Raw genomic sequence first — 17,916 nt, 5'->3', positions numbered from 1 at the left:
GGCGCCGCCGCTGGCAACAGATGCGGCGCCCGCCACGGGGTCGCGCCGCCATCGGTCTACCGATCGCGACACGCGGCGGCGCCAACACGCGCGCGGCGGCTACGGCCGGGTCTCCGCCGCCGCGTCCATCGCGCCGCGGATCGCCTCGGCCAGCATGTCGCCGGTCACCGGTTTACGCACGAAACGGGCGAATCCGGCCGCCCTGGCCGCGGCCTCGGCCTCGCCGTCGGAACGCGCGGTCACCGCGACCAGCGGGAAACCGTAGCCCAGCGCGCGCAACTGCCGTGCCAGCGCCAGCCCGTCCAGCGCCGGCAGGTCCAGGTCCAGCAGGGCCACATCGAAGCTGGCCTGGGTCAACTCGGTCAGCGCCTCCAGGCCGTGCGCGGCGCGGACCACGTGGTGGCCGCGGCCTTGCAGCAGCTCGGCCATCACCTGGGCGACGGTGGGTTCGTCCTCGACCAGCAGGATCCGCAGCGGTGCCTGTGGCCGGGTCGGCAGCGGCACCACGGTGACCGCCTCGGCCGGCCGCACCTGCCAGCGCAGCGGCAGCGTCATCCGGAAGCGCGCGCCATGGCCGAGCCGGCTGTCGACCTCGATGCGTCCGCCCATCGCCATCGCCAGCTCCTGGCTGATCGCCAGGCCCAGGCCGCTGCCGCCATGGCGCGCCATGGTGCGCGGACCGTCGCCCTGCTCGAAGCGCTGGAACAGCCGCGCCTGCTGCTCGGCGCTGATGCCCGGGCCGGTGTCGACCACCTCCACGCACAGGCCGTGGCCGCTGTGCAGCGGCGACAGGTGCAGGATCACCGACCCGCTGGCGGTGAACTTGATCGCGTTGCCGACCAGGTTGAGCAGGATCTGCCGCACCCGCACCGCGTCGCCGTTGACGGTCACCGCGCCCGGCAGCCGATCGTGGCATTCGAAGCGCAGGCCGCGCGCCTGCGCCAGCGGCGCCATCAGGTTCACCACGTCGGCGATCAGCGCCTGCAGCGCGAACGGCTGCAGGTCCAGTTGCAGGCGCCCGGCCTCGATCCGCGCCAGGTCCAGCGCGTCGTTGACCAGGTGCAGCAGGTGCGTGCCGGCGCGGCGGATCGATTCGGTGTAGCCGCGCTGCTTCGGATCCAGCGGCGTGGCCAGCAGCAGCTCGCTCATGCCCAGCACCCCGGTCATCGGCGTACGCACCTCGTGTCCGAGCGTGGCCAGGAAGCGGGTCTTGGCCAGCGACGCCTGCTCGGCCACTTCCTGCTTGTGCAGGGCCAGTTGCCAGGCATGCTGGCGGCGCAGGCGGCGGCGGTAGGCGCGCAGCGAGACCAGCACCAGCAGCGCGGCGACGGCCAGCAGCCCGGCGATGCCCCAGACGCTGCGCCACCACGGCGGATCGACCCGGAACGGCAGCCGCAGCGTCGGCGACCAGGCGCCGTTGCGGGTGCGCGCCTGCACCTCGAGCACATGCGCGCCGGCCGGCAACTGCGGCAGCGTGCGCTCGCCGGTGGTGCCGACCGCGACCCAGTCGCGGTCGTAGCCGGGCAACCGGAAGCGGTAGACGACGCCCTCCGGATCAACGAAGGAGAGCAGCCGCGCCACCACCCGCAGGTCGCGGTCGTCCGGCTGCAAGGCGAAGCCGCCGGCCGCCGGCAGCGCCAGCAGGCGTTCGCCGCGGCGCACCTGCACGCTCTCCATGCTCAGCGTCAGCGGCACCTGCGGCGGATCCGGCAGGCGCGTGTCCAGCAGCGTCACGCTGCCGTCGGCGGCGGCGGCCACCAGCACCCCGTCGGCACCCATCAACAGCCCGCGCTTGACGATTTCCTGGCTGCTCAAGCCGTCGCGGGTGCCGAACGCGCGTACCGCCGGCGTGTGCCGCGAATCGATCCGGAACAGGCCGCGCCGCGTGCCCAGCCAGGCGCGGCCCTGCTGATCGACCACCAGGCCCTGCGCCTCGGTCGCCGGCACGCCCTCGGCGGACGTGTAGCGCTGGATCCGCCGCCACGGCCCGCCCTGGCGGCGCCACAGTTCGAGCCCGGACAGCCGATGCACCCACAGGGTCTGCGCATCGGCGAACGCGAACGCCTGCACGCGCTCGCCGGCGAACTCCGGCGCCGCGCGGAACTGGCCGGCGGCGGCGTCCCAGTACTGCAGACGATCGGCCGCCAGCCAGGGCGTGCCGTCCGGCGCCAGTTCGAACGCGGCGATGTCCGCCGCGGCGGCCAGGCCGCGCTGCGGACCTTGGATGTTGTCCAGCACGCGACCATCGGACAGCGCGCGTACCTGCACTCCGAAACCGGGCGCGGCTATCCACAGGCGGCCGTCCGGCCGCGCGCGCAGCCAACTGTTGACGCCCATCTCCGGCGTGGCATCGGCCGCCGAGCTGCGGCCCCAGGCCTGCAGCTTGCCTCCGTCGGTCGCACCGCGCAGCAGCATGGCGCTGCTGCCCAGCCAGAGGTCGCCGGTCGTATCCTCCAGCGCCGACAGCAGACGCACGCCAGACAGGCTGGGCGTCCACACCGGCTTGCGCAGTTCGCCGCTGGACGGTTGCAGCCGGAACACGTTGCCGCCGCTGCCGACCAGCCACACGCCGCCGGCGCCGGCCCGCGCCAGGCTGGCGTACAGATCCGGGGTCAGGCCATGCGCCGGCCCCAGCACCGCCATGCGCCGCCAGCCGGGGCGCAGGTAGCCCAGGCCGCGAGTCGGCAGCGACACCCACACCCCGCCTTCGCGGTCGCGCAGCAAGCTCACCACCACGTTGGCGCCGGCCACCGCCGCCTCGCCCTCGCTGACCCGGCGCAACGCGCCATCGGCCGGCTTGTGCCACAGGCCCTGGCCGTTGCCCAGCCAATAGCCGCCGGCACCGTCCTCGGCCATGCCCAGCACGCCGCGCTGCAACGCGCCGGACCAGTCGGCGCGTTGCCAGCGGCCGTCGTGGTCGAGCCGGTACAGCGCCGCGTTGGCGCTGACCCACAGACCGTCCGACAGCGCCATCACCGCCGCGACCTTCTGCGGCGCGCCGGCCGGACCTGGCAGCCGGAAGGGACGGGCGCGGTGCCCGTCGTAGCGCACCATGCCCTTGAAGGTGCCGATCCACAGCACCCCGGCCGTATCGAAGCCCAGGCCCACGATCGCGCTGTCGAGCATCGCGTCGACCTCGTTGTCGCCGGCCTGGATGCGCTGCACCCGCCCGTCCGCCGGCACCCGGTACAGGCCGCCGGCATAGGTGCCGAACACGACCTCGTCGCCGCGGCTGGCGATGGCGAACACCTCGTCGCTGCGCATCGCCGGCTGCGTGGCCATGTTGAAATGGCGAAACCCGCGCCGGCGCGCGTCGAGCATGCTCAGCCCGCCGCCTTCACAGGCGACCCAGACCCGGTTGCGCGCATCCACGTGCAACTCCTGCACATAATTGCAGCGCAACGATTGCGGGTCGGCGGGATCGTGCCGCCACAGGCGGAATTCGCGCCCGTCGTAGCGGGCCAGGCCGTCGCCGCTGGCGATCCACAGATAGCCGTCGCGATCCAGCGCCAGGCGCGAGATCTCGCTGGACGGCAGCCCCTGCTCGGCGCCCAGCAGCCGGAACCGCGGCAGCTCCGGCACCGCCGCCAGCGCGCCGGCGCAGCAGCCGGCCAGCGCCAGCAGCCAGGCGAACGCCCAGGCGCGGCGCAGGCGGCGAGGACGGGGGATTGGCATCGACATCGGCTCCAGCGGCAGTGAACGGTCGGCGGCGGATGAACACCGGCGCACTGCCGGGGCCGGCCGCGCGCAGCGCGTCCGCTCCGTGCCGCCCTTGCGCGGCAGCGTTCTTATACCCCGCGGCCCCGCAAAAATCACATCGGCCGCGCCGTGCAACGAACCATTGCGTGCGCCGCAGGCGCAGGCGGCGCGGACTGCGCCTAGAATCCGGACCACATCCCCAGCCCGGCCCGCCCATGCTCCAGCGCTGCCTCATCGTCCTGCTGTCGCTCTGTCCCGCCGTCGCGCTGGCGGCCCCGGCGCAGTACGCGCTGGACCCTGTGCACACCCGCGTGCTGTTCGCGATCGAGCACGCCGGCTTCTCCAAGGCGCTGGGCACCGTCTCCGGCAGCACCGGCACCCTGCTGTTCGACCCGGACGACTGGCGCAGCGCGCGCCTGGACGCGCGGGTGCCGTTGCAGCGGCTGGACCTGGGCGACGAGAAATGGAACCGCGCCGCGCTGGCGCGCAACCTGGTCGACGGCGAGCGCTATCCCGAAGCGCACTTCGTCTCCACCCGGATCGAACCGATCGACGCGACCCACGCCAAGGTGATCGGCACCCTGACCCTGCACGGGGTCAGCCGCGAGGTGGCGCTGGACGTCACCCTGAATGCAGTGAAGCGGCATCCGCTGCCGCCGTTCCGCCGCACCGTGGGCTTTTCCGCCACCACCACGCTGCAGCGCGCCGACTTCGGCATCGACGCCTGGCCGTCGGTGATCGGCGGCACGGTCGACCTGCGCATCGAAGCCGAGGCCACCCGCAGCGGCGGCGCCGACGCCGAGCCGCCGCCGGCAGCCACGCCCGCGCCCGACACCACGCCAGACACCCCACCCACCGCCAGCCAGGACGCCACGCCATGACCGCCAGAAACACCGCCGAGCGCTGGGGCAGCGTCAGCCAGACCCTGCACTGGCTGATCGCCGCACTGATCCTGCTGCTCGGCGTGGTCGGCCTGACCATGGGCGAGCTGCCGAAGACGCCCAAGTACTTCTGGGTCTACACCGCGCACAAGTCGCTGGGCCTGACCGTGCTGGCGCTGGTGATCGCGCGGCTGGGCTGGCGCCTGTACGCCGGCGCGCCCAAGCCGGTGCCGGGCACGCCGAGCTGGCAGGAGCGCATCGCCAGCGCCACCCATGCGCTGCTGTACGTGATGATCTTCGCCATCCCGCTGTCCGGCTGGCTGTACGACTCCAGCAGCGGCCTGCGCCCGTTCCGCTGGTTCGGCCTGGTCGACGTGCCCAAGCTCAGCGCCCCGGACGAACACCTGCGCGACCTGTCGCATGCCGTGCACGAATGGGGCTTCTGGATCCTGATCGCGGTGGTGCTGGCGCATGCCGGCGCCGCCTTCTACCACCACCTGTTCCAACGCGATGCCACCCTGGCGCGGATGTTGCCGCGCGGTTGGCTCACCCCCAAGTCCTGAGGAGCCGTTTCGATGTCGACCCGTTTCGCGTCCCCCGCCGCCGTCGCCGCCAGCCTGGTGGCCCTGCTCGCCGCCGCCCCGGCGGTGCAGGCCGCCGAGTATGTGCAGGCCCCCGGCTCCACCCTGGTGTTCGCCAGCAAGTACGACGGCGAAGTGTTCACCGGCCAGTTCCCCGGCTTCGATACCAAGCTCAGCTTCGACCCGGCCAACCTGGCCGGCGCCAAGCTCGACGTGACCATCCCGCTGGCCGGCGCCAAGAGCGGCAACAGCGACCGCGACTCCACCCTGCAGGGCGCGGACTTCTTCAACGTCGCCAAGTTCGCCACCGCGCACTACCGCGCCGACAAATTCCGCGCGCTGGGCAACAACCAGTACGCCGCCGACGGCACCCTGGAGCTGCGCGGCGTGAGCAAGCCGGTGACCCTGACCTTCACCTGGACTCCGGGCGCGCAGCCGGTGCTGGCCGGCAAGGCCACGGTCAAGCGCCTGGACTTCGGGGTGGGCGGCGGCGACTGGGCCGACACCAAGACCATCCCCAACGAGACCGCGATCAGCACCAAGGTCGTATTCAAGGCGAAGTGAGTCGCCACCGGCCGCAACCGCGTGCGGCCCCTGGGCGGCGGATTCCCTCGTCGGGTCCGCCGCTTTTTTTGTACCCGAACGGTCTGCCATGGGCGCGTTGTTCCTTTTGACGGGCGCTGCCAAGCGCGCATGCACGGCGCGGATCCGTGTACCCGATGAGGTCAGTCGCCGGCGCATGGAGTCGCGCGTGGCACACTTGCGGCATGGAAACGCACCTCTTCGAGAGCCGACGCCTGTTCTGCCGGCACGTCCGTGCGGAAGACGTCGATACCCTGCTGGCGGTCTACGGCGACGCCGACGCCATGCGCTGGGTCGGCGACGGCGAACCGCTGACACGCGCGCAATGCGAGGAATGGGTGGCCGTGTGCGCGCGCAACTACCGCACGCGCGGCTACGGCCTGTCGGCGCTGGTGGAGCGCGCAAGCGGCGACACCATCGGCTTCTGCGGGCTGGTGCACCCGGCCGGGCAGGCCGAGCCCGAGTTGAAATACGCGCTCCGGCGCGACCACTGGGGACGCGGCCTGGCGACCGAAGCGGCGCGGGCGATGCTGGCCTATGCGCGCGAGCGATTGGGCCTGCGGCACGTCATCGCCACGGCATATCCGCAGAACCTGGCGTCCCTGCGCGTGTTGCGCAACGCGGGCATGCAGTCCTTGCCGGTGCGCACAGACAGCGACGGCACGGTCATCTGTTGCTTCGCATGGCATGCGGAGGCATCGCCGGCGATGCCGGATATGCGCCTTGCGGCGTCCGCCGGCGTTGCAGAACAGCCTGCGCGCGACGGCGATGTCGGCAATTCCGAAGACGACAGGATCGAGTCCGCCCCCCCTGGCTGACGCCAATCTCCACCTCGCGCGAAAGTCCACCGCGCTACGGCGGCGCATCCTCCGCGCGGGGCAGGCCGTCGCCAACCATCGGCGCGCTCAATTGGTGCAGCTCAGCGCCGATTCGGCGACCGGATAGATCGCGAGCGAGGCGATCCTGTCGTCCCGGTACTCGGCCTGGAAGCGGAACGGTTTGCCCGCCCGCGAACTCACCAGCATGCCGCGCTTGAAGCAGCTGAAGGAGGCGGTAGACCCCTTCAGCATGCTGATCACCAGACTCCGCGGCACGTGCGCCGGATCGCTCAGCGATAGCGTCGGAAGAAAGGAGGAGTCGATCGCCAGTGCGATGTCGTCATGCAGCACCTTGGTCAGGGTGGCTTCGGCGTCGGGCGCCTTGCCGGCGCACTCCGGCCCTGCCGTATCCAGCATCCAGCAACCGAACGCGAACAGATGTTCCGGCGGCACGACGCTGGCCGGCGCTTGCGCGACCGGCGGCGGTGAAATGCCATTGGCCAGGGCCAGAATCGAGCGCTCGCCTGAATCGAAACAAAGGTCGAACCACTCCAGCCGATTGCTGCCCGCGGCGAAGCCGGCTTCGGCCAGCACCGCGTAGGTGACATAGGTACTGTCGACCAAGGTCAGTCCGTTGCGGATCACCAGTTCCTCGTGGGCGGCACGGCAAAAGCTGCGCAAGGTGGTGACGGATGGCGCCCTGAGCAGTTCCGTGTAGTCGGGCAACGCCCGCATCATCGAGGTGTAGCTGCGCGACACCCCCGCCAGTTCGGCGCCGAGCCGCGAAGGAGAATCCAACGGCCCACGCACCAGGCCCGGTTGCACGAACTGGAAGACATCCACCGGCGGTTGCAGCAAGGTCGGCGTGGCGCGCAGGGACAGTGTCAGCGTTCCGAACGATTCCTGACCACGCCCTGACAAGACGATGGCGACGGTCTTGGCATCGGCTGCGTACGGCGACAGCTCCTCCCTGAACGCCAGGTCCGTGGTCCGGCTGGACACGGCGTTCCAGGTCGCATCGGTCAGTTCGAAGACGTGCTGGATCGCGGGCTTGGCGAGGTCGCTGATGACCGCCGTCGCCGGCAACAATCCAGCGATCGCGGTGGCGACCGCGCCGCTGTCGTAGTGCGCGGACGTGGCGTCGCGGTACACCGCCTCGACCCGGATCTTTTCGTTCGCCTCCAGGCGCTTGAGCGGGAACGCATGGCCGCTATCGGCCACGACGGAGAGGTTTCCGGAGGCGGGATCGAAGGTGTAGGTGAGCAACGGATACTCGGGAAGCGCCACCGTGCCGATCTTGACGCGGATGCCGACGCGAATGTCGCGGGTGGCTTTTCCGCCGCCCATCGCCTTGAGCAGGGCACCGAAGAATTTCCTGCTCTGCTTCGGATCCTGTGGCAACGGCGGAGGCGCCATCGCGGCGTGAAGCTGCGTGTACGCCTCACCGGTGACCCTGGTCGGCCCGCTCTGGCGCGTGATCGCCACAGTGGGCGGCGCAACATCGCGATCCGCCGCATGGCAGGTGCCCACCGCACCCAACATCTCGACGAACAGCAGACACCCAAACAGCAGACATGAGCCCCTGATCATGGCGTTCCCCTGTGTGTCGCATCCCCTCGCCCGCACACTGCCCCAGCCACGGGCACAATTCAACAGACAAATTGGCTTGCCCGTCGGGCGGCACGCCCTACGCAGCGGACAACCAGTCGGCCACCCGCGCAGCATCGAACGGCCACCCCAACTCGCGCCCCGTCGCATCGCGCAGCACCGGCACGCGCTCGCCGTAGCGCGCCTCCAGCACCGGGTCGGCATCGATGAAAACGCTTTCCAGGTCGCGGGCGCCCGCCTGCGCCAGGACCAGCAGCGCCTGGTCGCACAGGTGGCAATCGTCGCGCTGGTACAGGGTCAGGGACATCGCGGCGGGTTCCGATGCTGCGCTGCGGACGTCCGCGGCGGGCCAGCGGCATAGAATAGTCGGTCTTTGCCCTCACCCCTCCGGCACGCATGGCTGTCAGCACCTTCGACCTGTTCAAGATCGGCATCGGGCCGAGTTCCTCGCATACCGTGGGGCCGATGCGCGCGGCCGAGCGCTTCGTGCACCGCTGGCTGCTGGATCCGGGCCGGCTCGGCGAGGTGGCGCGGATCCGCGCCGAGGTGTTCGGCTCGCTGGCGCTGACCGGGCGCGGCCACGGCACCGACAAGGCGGTGCTGCTGGGCCTGGAAGGCCAACGCCCGAACCTGATCGACCCGGACATCATTCCCGCCACGCTTGAACGCATCCGCAGCAGCAAGCGCATCGACCTGATGGGCCGGCACAGCATCGCCTTCGACGAGAAGCGCGACCTGGCGATGAACAAGCGCCAGAAGCTGCCGTACCACACCAACGGCATGCGCTTCACCGCCTACGCGGCCAACGACGAGGTCATCGCCACCCGCGACTACTACTCGGTCGGCGGCGGTTTCGTGGTCAACCAGGACGACGCCGCCGACGATCGCATCGTCGCCGACGAGACGCCGCTGCCCTACCCGTTCAAGAGCGGCGACGAGCTGCTGGCGCAGGCCGCGCGCAGCGGCCTGAGCATCGCCGCGCTGATGTTCGAGAACGAGAAGTGCTGGCGCAGCGAGGACGAGATCCGCGCCGGCCTGCGCGAGATCTGGAACGCGATGCAGGCCTGCGTGGCGCGCGGCATCCGCGAGGAAGGCACCCTGCCCGGCGGCCTGCACGTCTCGCGCCGCGCACCGGCGCTGTACCGCGAACTGTCGTCCAAGCCGGAGGCGGCGATGCGCGATCCGCTGACCACGCTGGACTGGGTCAACCTGTACGCGCTGGCGGTCAACGAGGAGAACGCCGCCGGCGGCCGCGTGGTCACCGCGCCGACCAATGGCGCGGCCGGGATCATCCCGGCGGTGCTGCACTATTTCGACCGCTTCTGCCCGGGCGCCGACGAGCCGCGCATCTTCGACTTCCTGCTGACCGCCGCGGCGATCGGCATCCTGTACAAGGAAAACGCGTCCATCTCCGGCGCCGAGGTCGGCTGCCAGGGCGAAGTCGGCGTGGCCTGCTCGATGGCCGCCGGCGGCCTGGTCGCCGCGCTCGGCGGCAAGCCGGGGCAGATCGAGAACGCGGCCGAGATCGGCATGGAGCACAACCTGGGCCTGACCTGCGACCCGATCGGCGGCCTGGTGCAGATCCCGTGCATCGAACGCAACGCGATGGGCGCGGTCAAGGCGATCAACGCCAGCCGCATGGCCATGCGCGGCGACGGCAAGCACAAGGTGTCGCTGGACAAGGTGATCAAGACCATGCGCGACACCGGCCGCGACATGCAGGACAAGTACAAGGAAACCAGCCGCGGCGGGCTGGCGGTGAACGTCATCGAATGCTGAGCCGACCCATCCGCGGCGCCGCGCACGGACAAGCGCGCGCTGGGCGAGGCGGCACATCGGCCCGCGCGGATGACCGGCGGCGGCGCACGCGCCGCGCCGCCCGGCCCAGGCGTTTGTTGCAGGACGGATAAAGTTTCGCGTCCGAACGCCGATAGCGACTGTGACAACCCGCCGATCGGCACTGGAATGCCATTGCAGTCCCACCTCGCTTCCTGGTGCATCCGTGCGCTACAGCTGGCCATGCTCCTGGGAGCGTGGTGCTCGCTCGCGCCGACCGCATCCGCGTTGCAGCCGGACAAGCGCATCAACCACTACGAACGGCAGGGCTGGGGCCTGGAACAGGGGCTGCCGCAACTGAGCGTGCAGGCCTTCGCGCAGGACCGACAGGGCTATCTGTGGATCGGCACGCAGGGCGGGCTGGCGCGCTTCGACGGCGTGCGCATGACCACCTTCGGCGAGAAGGCGCCGGCGCACCTGCCCGGCCCGCTGATCAAGACGCTGTCCGTGGATCCCGCCGGCGATCTGTGGATCGGCACCTACCGCGGCCTGGCGCGCTATCGCGATGGACGCTTCAGCAACGTGCTGCCGCAGGACCCGCAGGCGCCGCTGCTGAACATCGAGTCGATCGCGGTCGACGCGCAGGGCACGGTGCTGGTGGCGGCGCAGGACGGCGTCTACGCCGTGGTCGGCGACCACCTGCGCCTGCGCCACCGCATCGCCGACGGCGCCTACGCACTGCTGCCGCGCGGCCGCGAGTTGTGGGTCGGCACCCGCGGCGCGGTGCTGCGCTTCGCCGCCGACGACGATACGCCGCTGCCGTTGCCGGTCGACGCGCAGCGGGCGCCGGTGCGACAACTGCTGGATGCGCAGGGCCGGCTATGGGCCGGCACCCGCGACGGCCTGCTGTTCCGTCGCGATGGCCATTGGCAGCGCCTGCCCGGCGACCCCGACGTGGCGCGGCGCTCGGTGGACGCGCTGTTCCAGGACAGCGACGGCAATCTGTGGGTGGGCCTGCCCGGCGCCCTGCTGCGGGTGCGCGACGGCGGCATCGTCGAGCACTATGCCGAAGACAATCAGGACGACAGCCCCAGCGCGATCTTCGAGGACCGCGAACGCAACCTGTGGCTGGGCAGCCGCTGGAAGGGCGCGACCCGCCTGTGGAACGGCTGGACCCGACGCTACAGCCGCGACGAAGGCCTGATCGATCCGCTGGTGTGGACGCTGGCGCGCGACCCGGACGGCGCGCTGTGGGTGGGAACCGGCAGCGGCCTGGCACGGCTGCGCGATGGCCGCTACCAGCAGGTGCTGAGCCGGGCGCAACTGCCCATCGAAACCCCCTACACCCTGCTCGCCGAACGCGACCAGCTGTGGATCGGCAGCCGCCGCGGCGCGGCGCTGTACCGCGATGGCCGCGCCACGCTGCCGCCGCTGCTGGCGCCGCTGCGCGAACTGCAGGTCAGCGGCATCGTCCGCGACCGCGCGCAGCGCCTGTGGTTCGCCACCAGCGACGGCCTGTTCCGCAGCGACGGCCAGCGCCTGCACCGCTACGGCAGCGGCGACGGCCTGCGCGACCCGCGCATCCGCCTGCTCCACGAAACCAGCGACGGCCGCCTGCTGGTCGGCACCCAGGCCGGCCTGTACGAGGTGCGCGGCGAGCGTCTGGTGGCGCTGGCCGACCCCGGTTCGGCATTGGCGAACGCCGACATCACCGCCATCCACGAACTGCCTGGCCGGCAGTGGGTGGTCGGCACCCTGTCCGAACAGCTGTGGGTGTTCGACGGACAGCGCTGGAGCATGTTCGACGAAGGCGACGGGCTGCCGGCCAACGCCGCCTTCTTCATCGCCGACGACGGCCGCGGCAGCCTGTGGGTGGCCGGCCTGCGCGGCGTGTACCGGATGCCGCTGGCGAGCCTGCTCAAGCGCATCCAGGTCCCGGCCACGCCGCTGCAGGCCGAACTGCTGCTCAACGAACGCGGGCAGCGCCATGGCGGCGTGCAGGGCCTGTGCTGCAACGGCGCCGGCAACGGCAAGGGCTTCATCGACAACGGCACGCTGTGGCTGCCCAGCCGCGACGGCGTGGTGAGCATGGACACCGCCGGCATCGTCAAGAACCCGGTGGCGCCGGTGCCGGTGGTGGAACGGGTACGCGTGCAGGGCCGCTGGTTGTCGCCGCAGGCGCTGCGCGACGCGCCGCTGCCGGCGCAGGCGCGCGACCTGGACTTCGAGTTCACCGCCGCCTCGTTGCAGGCCCCGGACAACGTGGAGTTGCGCTACCGCCTGCTCGGCTACGACACCGGCTGGCGCACGCTCGACGACATCCGCCAGCGCGTGGCGACCTATACCAACCTGCCCGGTGGCGACTACGTGTTCGAGGTCACCGGCAGCAACAACGCCGGGGTCTGGGCCAAGGCGCCGGCGCGGCTGCCGCTGCGCATCCGCCTGCGTTTCCAGGAAACCCTCGGCTACAAGCTGCTGCTGGGCCTGGGCGTGCTGGCCCTGCTGCTGCTCGGCGTGCGCATGGCGCGCATGGTCAACCAGCGCCAGCGCGAGCGACTGGAACGGCAGGTGCAAAAGCGCACCGAGGCGCTGCAGGTGGCCAACCAGCGCCTGCAGGAAGCCAGCTTCACCGACGAACTGACCCAGTTGCGCAACCGCCGCTACCTGTCGCTGCACATCCCCAGCGACATCGCGCTGTACCGGCGCATGGCCGCCAACGACCAGGACATGCTGTCCTCGGGCATGCTGTTCGCGCTGATCGACATCGACCATTTCAAGGCGATCAACGACAGCGGCGGCCACCACACCGGCGATGCGGTGCTGCAGCAGGTGGCGCAACTGCTGGTCCGGCTCACCCGCGAAAGCGACTACGTCGCGCGCTGGGGCGGCGAGGAGTTCCTGCTGGTGCTGCGCTCGGCGCCGCGCGAGAACCTGACCGTGGCCGCCGAGCGCCTGTGCCGGGCGATCGCCGCGCACCGCTTCACCCTCGACCAGGGCCGGCAGACGCAGATCACCTGCTCGATCGGCCTGGCCGAATTCCCGTTCGTGCACGATCCCGACAGCCTCCTCGGCTGGGAACAGTTGCTGATCCTCGCCGACCGCGCCCTGTACCAGGCCAAGGCCAAGGGCCGCAACGGCTGGGCCGCCTACCAGCCGGTGCTGGGCACGCAGGCCGAGCAGGTGCTGGCGGCGCTCCAGGAACCGGCCGAGCGCATGCAGCACCACGCCTGCCTGAGCCTGGTGCACCACGGCGGCTGAGCGGCGTTGACGCCGCGCGCGCAGGGTGCGGGCTACAGTCTGGGCATCCCGCCCAGAATCCTGAGCCGCATGCGCCGATCCGTTCCGCTGCTGGCCGCGCTCGCCGCCGCCACCCTGTGGTTTTCCTGTCACGCCGCCACGCCGACCCCCACACCGCGCTATGGCGCGCAGTTGGAAGGTTTCGACTATCCGTTCCCGGTCGCGTACTACACCGTCGCCGCGCACGACCAGTCGCTGCAGATGGCCTACCTGGACGTGGCGCCGAGCGGGTCGCCGAACGGGCGCACCGCGGTCCTGCTGCACGGCAAGAACTTCTGCGCGGCGACCTGGGCCGACACCATCACGGCGTTGAGCGCGCAAGGCTACCGGGTGATCGCGCCGGACCAGATCGGCTTCTGCAAGTCGAGCAAGCCCGCGGCCTACCCGTTCTCGCTGGCGCAGCTGGCGGCCAACACCCACGCGCTGCTGGACCACCTGGGCATCGCCCGCGCGGTGGTGGTCGGCCACTCGATGGGCGGCATGCTGGCGATCCGCTATGCGTTGATGTACCCGCAGGCCACCGAACACCTGGCCCTGGTCAACCCGATCGGGCTGGAGGACTGGAAGGCGCTCGGCGTGCCCTGGCAGAGCGTGGACGCGTGGTATCGGAGCGAACTGAAAACCGACTTCGACAGCATCAAGCGCTACCAGCTGAGCACCTATTACGCCGGCCAATGGTCGCCGCGCTTCGAACGCTGGGCGCGCATGCAGGCCGGCATGTACGCCGGTCCCGGCAAACAGGCGGTGGCCTGGAACCAGGCGCTGACCTACGACATGGTGTTCAACCAGCCGGTGGTCTACGAACTGCCGCGCCTGCAGGTTCCCACCACCTTGCTGATCGGCCAGAAGGACAACACCGCCATCGGCAAGGCGCTGGCGCCGGAAGCGGTGAAGGCGCGGCTCGGCGACTATCCCGCCCTCGGCAAGCGCGCGGCGGCGGCGATCCCCGGCGCCAGGCTGATCGAGTTCGCCGACCTTGGCCACTCGCCGCAGGTGCAGGATCCGGCGCGGTTCAACGCCGCGCTGCTGGACGCGCTGTCGCACTGAGCCCCCGCGCACCGCGCAACCGCCTCCACCCTCCTCCTCGAGGTCGCCTCGACGGCAAGTGCCGTCGGTGCATGCATGCGCGCCCCTCCCGCAGGCGGGCGCGGTCGGCGCGCGTCGCCAGTGCACGCGCGCAACGATGGCGCCCTGCAACATCGGCCACCACGGCAGCCCGCTAGCGCAGGCATCAGGAGCAACGTTGTCATCGCTTACTTGTGATGGCATCCCCGATAGCAGCGCGAGACCAATTGACAACGTTATCAACGCCGCCGACGGTCCACGTTCCAGCGCGCCCCGGCGCATCCGCAACGACTTGGATCGCGCTGGAACGCAGCCAGCAGGGGCTCCGGCTGCTCCGCCACCGCAGTCCCCACGCCACACAGACCTGGAGGTTTCACCATGAACGTGAAAGACGCGCTCCCGTGGTTGTTGTGCTGTACCGCCCTGCTTGGCGTCGTTGGGCACGCCCAGGCGCAATCCGTGTCCTGCAGCGGCATCGCCGCCTGGGATCCGGCCCGGATCTACCAGAGCGGCGACAAGCTCGTGTTCCAGGGCAAGCTGTACCAGGCCACCACCCAGATCTGGAACGCCTCGCCCAGCTACTGCACCAACTGCGGCTGGTACCAGGAACTGGGCACCTGCAGCGCCACTGCCAATCAGCCGCCCAGCGTGGCCCTGACCGCGCCGGCGAATGGCGCCAGCTTCTCCAGCGGCGCCGCGATCACCGTGTCGGCGAACGCCACGGACAGCGACGGCAGCATCGCCAAGGTCGAATTCTTCCGCGGCGGCAGTTCGCTGGGCAGCGACACCAGCGCACCGTATGCGGTGACCTGGAGCAACGCCAGCGCCGGCAGCTACCAGCTGACCGCCGTGGCCACCGACAACCAGGGCGCGACCACCACCTCCGCGGCGCGCAGCATCACCGTCACCGGCACCCCGTCCGGCGACACCACGCCGCCCAGCGTCCCCGCCGGCCTGGCCTCGGCCACCCAGAGCAGCAGCAGCGTCAGCCTGTCCTGGAATGCGTCCAGCGACAACGCCGGCGGCAGCGGCATCGCCGGCTACCGCGTCTACCGCAACGGCACGCAGGTCGGCACGCCCACCGGCACCGCCTACACCGACACCGCGCTCAGCGCCGACACCAGCTACAGCTACCAAGTCGCCGCGCGCGACAACGCCGGCAACGTCTCGGCCAAGAGCGCGGCGCTGAACGTGCGCACCCGGCCCGCCGCCAGCGGCGGCGGCAAGCGGGTCATCGGCTACTTTGTGCAGTGGGGCATCTACGGCCGCAACTACCAGGTCGCCGACATCGACAAGAGCGGCTCGGCCAGCTACATGACCCACATCAACTACGCCTTCGGCAACGTGCGCAACAACCGCTGCGAAGTGGGCGTGACGCAGCCATCTGATCCCAACAGCGGCGCCGGCGGCGATGCGTTCGCCGACTACACCAAGGCGTTCGCGGCGGCGCAGAGCGTGGACGGCGTGGCCGATACCTGGGACCAGCCGCTGCGCGGCAACTGGAACCAGTTGAAGAAGCTCAAGGCCAAGCATCCGGGCCTGAAGGTGCTGATCTCGCTGGGCGGCTGGACCTGGTCGCGCGGCTTTTCCAGCGCCGCGCGGCCGGAGAACCGCCAGGCCTTCGTCGCCTCGTGCATCGACGCCTACATCCGCGGCAACCTGCCGGTGACCGACGGCGCCGGCGGCGCGGCGGCGGCGGCCGGCGTGTTCGATGGCATCGACATCGACTGGGAATATCCCAACGCCTGCGGCATCAGCTGCGGCAGCACCGAGGACCGGCAGAACTTCACTGCGCTGCTGGCCGAGTTCCGGCGCCAGCTCAACGAGGTGCGCGCGGGCCTGCTGCTGACGGTGGCGGTGGGCGCCGGGGTGGACAAGATCCGCGCCACCGATCCGGGCCAGTACCACCCGTCGCTGGACTACATCAACGTGATGACCTACGACTTCCACGGCGCGTTCGAGCCGATCACCAACCATCACTCGGCGCTGTTCAACTCGCCCGCCGACCCGTCCACCGGCGACCAGCGCTACTACAACAGCAACGATGCGATACAGGCGTTCCTGGATGCGGGCGTGCCCGCGGCCAAGCTCAATCTCGGCATCGGCTTCTACGGCCGCGGCTGGACCAACGTGGCCAACGTCAACAATGGCCTGTACCAGAGCGGCAGCCCGGCACCGGGCACCTACGAGGCCGGCATCGAGGACTACAAGGTGCTCAAGAACGCGGCCGGCACCTCGCATACGGACAGCGCCGCCGGGGCGCACTGGAAGTACAACGGCAGCACCTTCTGGAGCTACGACACACCGGGCGTGATCGCGCAGAAGATGAACTACGTGAAGGCCCAGGGCCTGGGCGGCGCGTTCTTCTGGGAGTTCAGCGGCGACGCGCCGCAGGCGGAACTGGTCAAGGCGGTCGGCAACGGCCTGCAATAACCGCGCGGCATCACCCCTCGCAGGAACGCCGGCGCTAGCCGGCGTTCCTCGTTTCCCGATCCGGCAACCGGCCGTGCCAAGCCGCCGGCGCGCACGCTCAATCGGCGGCGATGCGCAGCACGTCGTCGAGCAAGGCCGCCGCGGTCACCTCGGCGCCGGCGCCGGGCCCCTGGATCAGCAAAGGTTGCTGCAGGTAGCGGTCGCTGTGGATGGCGACGCGGTTGTCGGTGCCGGCGCCGCTGGCCAGTGGATGGCCCAGCGGCAGTTCGCGCAATTCCACGGAAGCGCCATGCGCATCGAAACGGCCGACGAAGCGCAGGCAGGCGCCATTGGCGCGCGCCCGCGCCAGGCGCGCGGCCAGCGGCGCGTCCAGCGTCGACAGCGCCGCATCCAGTTCGGTCGGTGCCGCCGCGACCAAGGCCGCCGGCAGCAGCGACGCCACCTGCACCTGCTCGGCACGCAGCGCCACGCCGGCCGCGCGCGCGAGGATCAGCAGCTTGCGCCGCACGTCCTCGCCGGACAGGTCCTCGCGCGGATCCGGCTCGGTGTAGCCGGCCGCCGCCGCCTCGCGCACGCAGTCGGAGAACGTCCGCGCGCCGTCGTAGCGGTGGAACAGCCAGGCCAAGGATCCCGACAGTACGCCTTCGACCGCGTGGATCCGATCGCCGCCGGCGGCCAGCGCGCGCACGCTGCTGAGCAACGGCAGGCCGGCGCCGACCGTGGCGCTGTCGCCGTAATGGCTGGCCCCGGCATGCCGCGCCGCCTCGATCTGTTGCGCGCGCTCCAGCGCCGCGCCGCGGCCGAGCTTGTTCGCGGTGACCACGTGCACGCCGCGCGCCAGCCACTGCGCGTGCCGCTGGGCGACGGCATCGCTGGCGGTGGCATCGACCAGCACGTCGCCGCGGCGCAACCCGTCCGCCGCCAGCGCCGGCGCGCAGGCGCCGCGCGGGGCGGCGTTGGCCGCCTCCAGCGCGGACGCCGGAGCGTTCGGCGAGCAGGCCTGGCGGGTACGCGAATTGCCCAGCCAGGCGAAGTCCGGCAGGCGCGGGCGCCGCTGCTGCAAGGCCTGATAGCGCGCGACGAAGGCGCGGCCAACGGTGCCGGTCCCGAGCAAGGCCAATCGCGGCGCCTGCGCGACCGCCGCGGCGCGCGACCGCGGCGCCAGGGCGTCGTCGG

12 protein-coding genes are annotated in these 17,916 nt (G+C 71.0%); 8 read left to right on the top strand and 4 right to left on the bottom strand.

Annotation, left to right across the window (positions count from 1 at the left end):
* Positions 1-99: 99 nt before the first annotated feature.
* Complete coding sequence (locus tag AB3X07_RS07225) at positions 100-3,675, bottom strand: hybrid sensor histidine kinase/response regulator (protein WP_369943753.1); 3,576 nt, start codon at positions 3,673-3,675, stop codon at positions 100-102.
* A gap of 239 nt (positions 3,676-3,914) precedes the next feature.
* Here AB3X07_RS07225 and AB3X07_RS07220 point away from each other — a divergent pair, with 239 nt between their 5' ends.
* From AB3X07_RS07220 to AB3X07_RS07205, 4 genes are all read left to right on the top strand, one after another.
* Positions 3,915-4,580 carry a YceI family protein gene (locus AB3X07_RS07220; RefSeq protein WP_369943752.1) on the top strand — a complete coding sequence of 222 codons (666 nt, stop codon included), beginning with the start codon at positions 3,915-3,917 and terminating at the stop codon, positions 4,578-4,580.
* A complete protein-coding gene (locus AB3X07_RS07215; protein WP_369943751.1) occupies positions 4,577-5,143 on the top strand; it encodes a cytochrome b in 567 nt (188 codons plus the stop codon). The genes AB3X07_RS07220 and AB3X07_RS07215 overlap by 4 nt, the downstream gene beginning before the upstream one ends.
* Before the next feature lie 12 nt (positions 5,144-5,155).
* Positions 5,156-5,725 (top strand): YceI family protein, encoded by a 570-nt coding sequence (locus tag AB3X07_RS07210; RefSeq protein WP_369943750.1) that lies wholly within the window; start codon positions 5,156-5,158, stop codon positions 5,723-5,725.
* A gap of 155 nt (positions 5,726-5,880) precedes the next feature.
* Positions 5,881-6,561 (top strand): GNAT family N-acetyltransferase, encoded by a 681-nt coding sequence (locus AB3X07_RS07205; RefSeq protein WP_369943749.1) that lies wholly within the window; start codon positions 5,881-5,883, stop codon positions 6,559-6,561.
* Positions 6,562-6,648: 87 nt separating this feature from the next.
* On the opposite strand, the gene AB3X07_RS07200 is transcribed toward AB3X07_RS07205, so the two are convergent.
* Complete coding sequence (locus AB3X07_RS07200; RefSeq protein ID WP_369943748.1) at positions 6,649-8,151, bottom strand: hypothetical protein; 1,503 nt, start codon at positions 8,149-8,151, stop codon at positions 6,649-6,651.
* 97 nt (positions 8,152-8,248) lie between these two features.
* Complete coding sequence (locus AB3X07_RS07195; RefSeq protein ID WP_369943747.1) at positions 8,249-8,476, bottom strand: glutaredoxin family protein; 228 nt, start codon at positions 8,474-8,476, stop codon at positions 8,249-8,251.
* Positions 8,477-8,565: 89 nt separating this feature from the next.
* Between AB3X07_RS07195 and AB3X07_RS07190 the strand changes: the two genes are divergently transcribed.
* The 4 genes from AB3X07_RS07190 (at position 8,566) to AB3X07_RS07175 (ending at position 16,740) form a co-directional block, all read left to right on the top strand.
* Complete coding sequence (locus AB3X07_RS07190) at positions 8,566-9,948, top strand: L-serine ammonia-lyase (protein ID WP_369943746.1); 1,383 nt, start codon at positions 8,566-8,568, stop codon at positions 9,946-9,948.
* 240 nt (positions 9,949-10,188) lie between these two features.
* Positions 10,189-13,203 carry a diguanylate cyclase gene (locus AB3X07_RS07185; RefSeq protein WP_369943745.1) on the top strand — a complete coding sequence of 1,005 codons (3,015 nt, stop codon included), beginning with the start codon at positions 10,189-10,191 and terminating at the stop codon, positions 13,201-13,203.
* A gap of 69 nt (positions 13,204-13,272) precedes the next feature.
* The gene (locus AB3X07_RS07180; RefSeq protein WP_369943744.1) at positions 13,273-14,289 is read left to right on the top strand and encodes an alpha/beta fold hydrolase; all 1,017 of its coding nucleotides are present in this window, start codon (positions 13,273-13,275) and stop codon (positions 14,287-14,289) included.
* A gap of 396 nt (positions 14,290-14,685) precedes the next feature.
* Entirely contained in the window at positions 14,686-16,740 is a 2,055-nt protein-coding gene (locus AB3X07_RS07175; protein ID WP_369943743.1) for a glycosyl hydrolase family 18 protein, read from the top strand.
* A gap of 97 nt (positions 16,741-16,837) precedes the next feature.
* Here the strand turns inward: AB3X07_RS07175 and AB3X07_RS07170 are convergent, their stop codons facing one another.
* A complete protein-coding gene (locus AB3X07_RS07170) occupies positions 16,838-17,905 on the bottom strand; it encodes a homoserine dehydrogenase (RefSeq protein ID WP_369944682.1) in 1,068 nt (355 codons plus the stop codon).
* Positions 17,906-17,916 lie beyond the last annotated feature (11 nt).

Origin of the sequence: Xanthomonas sp. DAR 35659 (assembly GCF_041242975.1) — a bacterium.
Taxonomy (GTDB): Bacteria; Pseudomonadota; Gammaproteobacteria; order Xanthomonadales; family Xanthomonadaceae; genus Xanthomonas_A; species Xanthomonas_A medicagonis.
The sequence above is the reverse complement of the archived record's forward strand: the minus strand, read 5'-3'. Positions and strand labels throughout refer to the sequence as shown.

Excerpts from the sequence above, each read along its gene's own strand:
- AB3X07_RS07225 (WP_369943753.1), bottom strand. The coding sequence starts at position 3,675 with ATGCCAATCCCCCGTCCTCGCCGCCTGCGCCGCGCCTGGGCGTTCGCC.
- AB3X07_RS07220 (WP_369943752.1), top strand. The coding sequence starts at position 3,915 with ATGCTCCAGCGCTGCCTCATCGTCCTGCTGTCGCTCTGTCCCGCCGTC.
- AB3X07_RS07215 (WP_369943751.1), top strand. The coding sequence starts at position 4,577 with ATGACCGCCAGAAACACCGCCGAGCGCTGGGGCAGCGTCAGCCAGACC.
- AB3X07_RS07210 (WP_369943750.1), top strand. The coding sequence starts at position 5,156 with ATGTCGACCCGTTTCGCGTCCCCCGCCGCCGTCGCCGCCAGCCTGGTG.
- AB3X07_RS07205 (WP_369943749.1), top strand. The coding sequence starts at position 5,881 with ATGAGGTCAGTCGCCGGCGCATGGAGTCGCGCGTGGCACACTTGCGGC.
- AB3X07_RS07200 (WP_369943748.1), bottom strand. The coding sequence starts at position 8,151 with ATGATCAGGGGCTCATGTCTGCTGTTTGGGTGTCTGCTGTTCGTCGAG.
- AB3X07_RS07195 (WP_369943747.1), bottom strand. The coding sequence starts at position 8,476 with ATGTCCCTGACCCTGTACCAGCGCGACGATTGCCACCTGTGCGACCAG.
- AB3X07_RS07190 (WP_369943746.1), top strand. The coding sequence starts at position 8,566 with ATGGCTGTCAGCACCTTCGACCTGTTCAAGATCGGCATCGGGCCGAGT.
- AB3X07_RS07185 (WP_369943745.1), top strand. The coding sequence starts at position 10,189 with ATGCTCCTGGGAGCGTGGTGCTCGCTCGCGCCGACCGCATCCGCGTTG.
- AB3X07_RS07180 (WP_369943744.1), top strand. The coding sequence starts at position 13,273 with ATGCGCCGATCCGTTCCGCTGCTGGCCGCGCTCGCCGCCGCCACCCTG.
- AB3X07_RS07175 (WP_369943743.1), top strand. The coding sequence starts at position 14,686 with ATGAACGTGAAAGACGCGCTCCCGTGGTTGTTGTGCTGTACCGCCCTG.